This is a genomic window from Streptomyces sp. FH025 (genome assembly GCF_017427025.1).
GTDB lineage: Bacteria > Actinomycetota > Actinomycetes > Streptomycetales > Streptomycetaceae > Kitasatospora.
The window spans coordinates 1-3,498 of the sequence record NZ_JAFLNG010000755.1; the positions used below are offsets into that span (position 1 = coordinate 1).

The window sequence follows — 3,498 nt, forward strand, 5'->3', positions numbered from 1 at the left end:
TGGGTCAGGCCTTGCGGAGCTGGAAGGCGAGGCCGAGGGACTCGTCGGCGAAGGTCTCGGAGTTCCAGTCGGCCGCGCCGGCGGCGAAGTCGGTGGCGAGGACCTCCTCCGCGACGAGGGGGCCGTGCTCGGCGATGGCCTCGGCGGTCTCCTCCGAGGTGGCGCGCCAGCGGAGGACGATGCGGTCGGCGACGTCGAGGCCGGAGTTCTTCCGGGCCTCCTGGATCTGGCGGATGGCGTCGCGGGCGATGCCGAGCCGCTTGAGCTCCGGGGTGATGGCCAGGTCGAGGGCGACGGTGGCGCCGGACTCGTTGGCGACGGCCCAGCCCTCGCGCGGGGTCTCGGTGATGATCACCTCGTCGGGAGAGAGGGTGATCGTCTCGCCGTTGAGCTCGACGCCGGTCTCGCCGTTGGCCCGCAGTTCGGCGGCCAGGCGGGCGGCGTCGGCGGCGGCGACCGCCTTGGCGACGTCCTGCACGCCCTTGCCGAATCGCTTGCCCAGCGCGCGGAAGTTGGCCTTGGCGCTGGTGTCGACCAGTGAAACGCCGCCCGCCCCGGACGGGGACAACCCGGTCAGCGACTCCAGGGTGGAGACGTTGAGCTCCTCGGCGATCTGCGCGCGCAGGTCGGCGGGCAGCTCCTCCCAGCCCTGGGCGGCGACCAGCGCGCGGGAGAGCGGCTGACGGGTCTTCACGCCGGACTCGGCGCGGGTGGCGCGGCCCAGCTCGACCAGGCGGCGGACCAGCGCCATGTGCCGGGAGAGCTCGGTGTCGATCAGCGACTCGTCGGCCTGCGGCCAGCTCGCCAGGTGCACCGAGGCCGGGGCCTCCGGGGCGACCGGGACGACCAGGTCCTGCCAGACCCGCTCGGTGATGAACGGGGTGAGCGGGGCCATCAGACGGGTGACCGTCTCCAGCGCCTCGTGCAGGGTGGCGAGCGCGGCGGCGTCGCCCTGCCAGAAGCGGCGGCGGCCGCGGCGGACGTACCAGTTGGACAGGTCGTCGACGAAGCCGGAGAGCAGCTTGCCGGCGCGCTGGGTGTCGTACGCCTCGAAGGCCGCGTCGACCTCGCGGACCAGGGTGTTCAGCTCGGAGAGCACCCAGCGGTCGAGCTGCGGGCGGTCGGCCGGGGCCGGGTCGCTCGCGGAGGGGGCCCAGTTCGAGGTGCGGGCGTACAGGGCCTGGAAGGCGACGGTGTTCCAGTAGGTGAGGAGGGTCTTGCGGACCACCTCCTGGATGGTGCCGTGGCCGACCCGGCGGGCCGACCAGGGCGAGCCGCCGGCCGCCATGAACCAGCGGACCGCGTCGGCGCCGTGCTGGTCCATCAGCGGGATCGGCTGCAGGATGTTGCCCAGGTGCTTGGACATCTTGCGGCCGTCCTCGGCCAGGATGTGGCCCAGGCAGACGACGTTCTCGTAGCTGTTCTTGTCGAACACCAGGGTGCCGACGGCCATCAGCGTGTAGAACCAGCCGCGGGTCTGGTCGATCGCCTCGGAGATGAACTGCGCCGGGTAGCGCTTCTCGAACAGCTCCTTGTTCTGGTACGGGTAGCCGTACTGGGCGAAGGGCATCGAGCCCGAGTCGTACCAGGCGTCGATGACCTCGGGCACGCGGGTGGCGGTGCCGCCGCAGTCGCGGCAGGCGAAGGTCACGTCGTCGATGAACGGGCGGTGCGGGTCGAGGCCGCTCTGGTCGGTGCCGGTGAGCTCGGTCAGCTCGGCCAGCGAGCCGACGCAGGTGAGGTGGCCCTCCTCGCAGCGCCAGATCGGCAGCGGGGTGCCCCAGTAGCGGTTGCGGCTGAGCGCCCAGTCGATGTTGTTGTTCAGCCAGTCGCCGAAGCGGCCGTGCTTGACCGTCTCCGGGAACCAGTTGGTGGCCTCGTTCTCACGGATCAGCGCGTCCTTGACGGCGGTGGTCCGGATGTACCAGGACGGCTGCGCGTAGTAGAGCAGCGCGGTGTGGCAGCGCCAGCAGTGCGGGTAGCTGTGCTCGTACGGCACGTGGCGGAAGAGCAGGCCGCGCTCCTGGAGGTCCGCGACCAGAGCCTCGTCGGCCTTCTTGAAGAACTGGCCGCCGACCAGCGGGACCTCGGGGGCGAAGGTGCCGTCGGCGAGCACCGGGTTGACCACCGGCAGGCCGTAGCGGCGGCAGGTCGCGAGGTCGTCCGCACCGAAGGCCGGGGACTGGTGGACGACACCGGTGCCGTCCTCGGTGGTGACGTAGTCGGCGGTGAGGACGAAGTGCGCGTTCTCGATCTCGACCAGCTCGAAGGGGCGCTGGTAGTTCCAGTGCTCCATCTCGGCGCCGGTGAAGGACTCGCCGGTGGTCTCCCAGCCCTCGCCGAGGGCCTTGGCGACCAGCGGCTCGGCGACGACGAGCTTCTCGTTGCCGTCGGTGGCCACCACGTAGGTGACCGCCGGGTTGACCGCGAGGGCGGTGTTGGAGACCAGGGTCCACGGGGTGGTGGTCCAGGCGAGCAGGGCCGCCTGGCCGGCCAGCGGGCCGCCGGTGAGCGGGAAGCGGACGTAGACCGAGGGGTCGACCACGGTCTCGTAGCCCTGGGCCAGCTCGTGGTCGGACAGGCCGGTGCCGCAGCGCGGGCACCAGGGGGCGACGCGGTGGTCCTGGACCAGCAGGCCCTTGTCGAAGATCTGCTTGAGCGACCACCACACGGACTGGACGTACGACGGGTCCATCGTCCGGTAGGCCTCGTCGAGGTCGACCCAGTAGCCCATGCGGGTGGTCAGCTCGGCGAAGGCGTCGGTGTGGCGGGTCACCGACTCGCGGCACTTGGCGTTGAACTCGGCGATGCCGTACGCCTCGATGTCCTGCTTGCCGGAGAAGCCCAGCTCCTTCTCGACGGCCAGCTCGACCGGGAGGCCGTGGCAGTCCCAGCCGGCCTTGCGGGCGACGTGGTAGCCCTTCATCGTCCGGTAGCGCGGGAAGACGTCCTTGAAGACGCGGGCCTCGATGTGGTGGGCGCCGGGCATGCCGTTGGCGGTCGGCGGGCCCTCGTAGAACACCCACTCGGGGCGGCCCTCGGACTGCTCCAGGCTGCGCTGGAAGATCTTGTTGTCCTGCCAGAACGACAGGATCTGGTGCTCCAGGGCAGGCAGATCCACCTGCGCGGGAACGGGGTGGTAAAGAGGGGCCGCGCGCAGCGCGTCGTCGGAAGGGTGGTGGTGGGTGACGGGTTGGGAGCTCATCGCGGGCGTCTACCTCCGGCGGATGCTGGGACTGGATCCTCCGGAGGGACGAGACGGCCTGGCCGCCCCGCGGTACCACCCTCCTTGGCCGCGGTGCTGCGTTGCGGCCCTCTTGTTTGGGCTTGCTGCCGGGTCTAGTGGGCCGCCGCGGGCTGCGCGGTGGCCGTTCTTCCGGCGGCTCCGGGGTGATCTTCCCGCCGTGCACACCCCCGGGCTCGCACCGTCCCCGGGTCGCTGGTGGCTGCGTACGTCGGTACTCGTCCCATCTGCGCCTTGCAGGGCCAAGTGTATCG

General features: G+C 71.1%; 1 protein-coding gene. It reads right to left on the minus strand.

The window, feature by feature from the left end; all coding sequences use genetic code 11:
* Positions 1-4: 4 nt before the first annotated feature.
* Positions 5-3,205, minus strand: a complete 3,201-nt coding sequence (ileS, locus tag J0670_RS33305; protein WP_207815942.1) for an isoleucine--tRNA ligase — start codon at positions 3,203-3,205, stop codon at positions 5-7.
* Between the last annotated feature and the right edge of the window lie 293 nt (positions 3,206-3,498).

What these genes read in the sequence shown, in the direction of transcription:
- ileS (WP_207815942.1), bottom strand. Translation starts at nt 3,205, where the DNA reads ATGAGCTCCCAACCCGTCACCCACCACCACCCTTCCGACGACGCGCTG.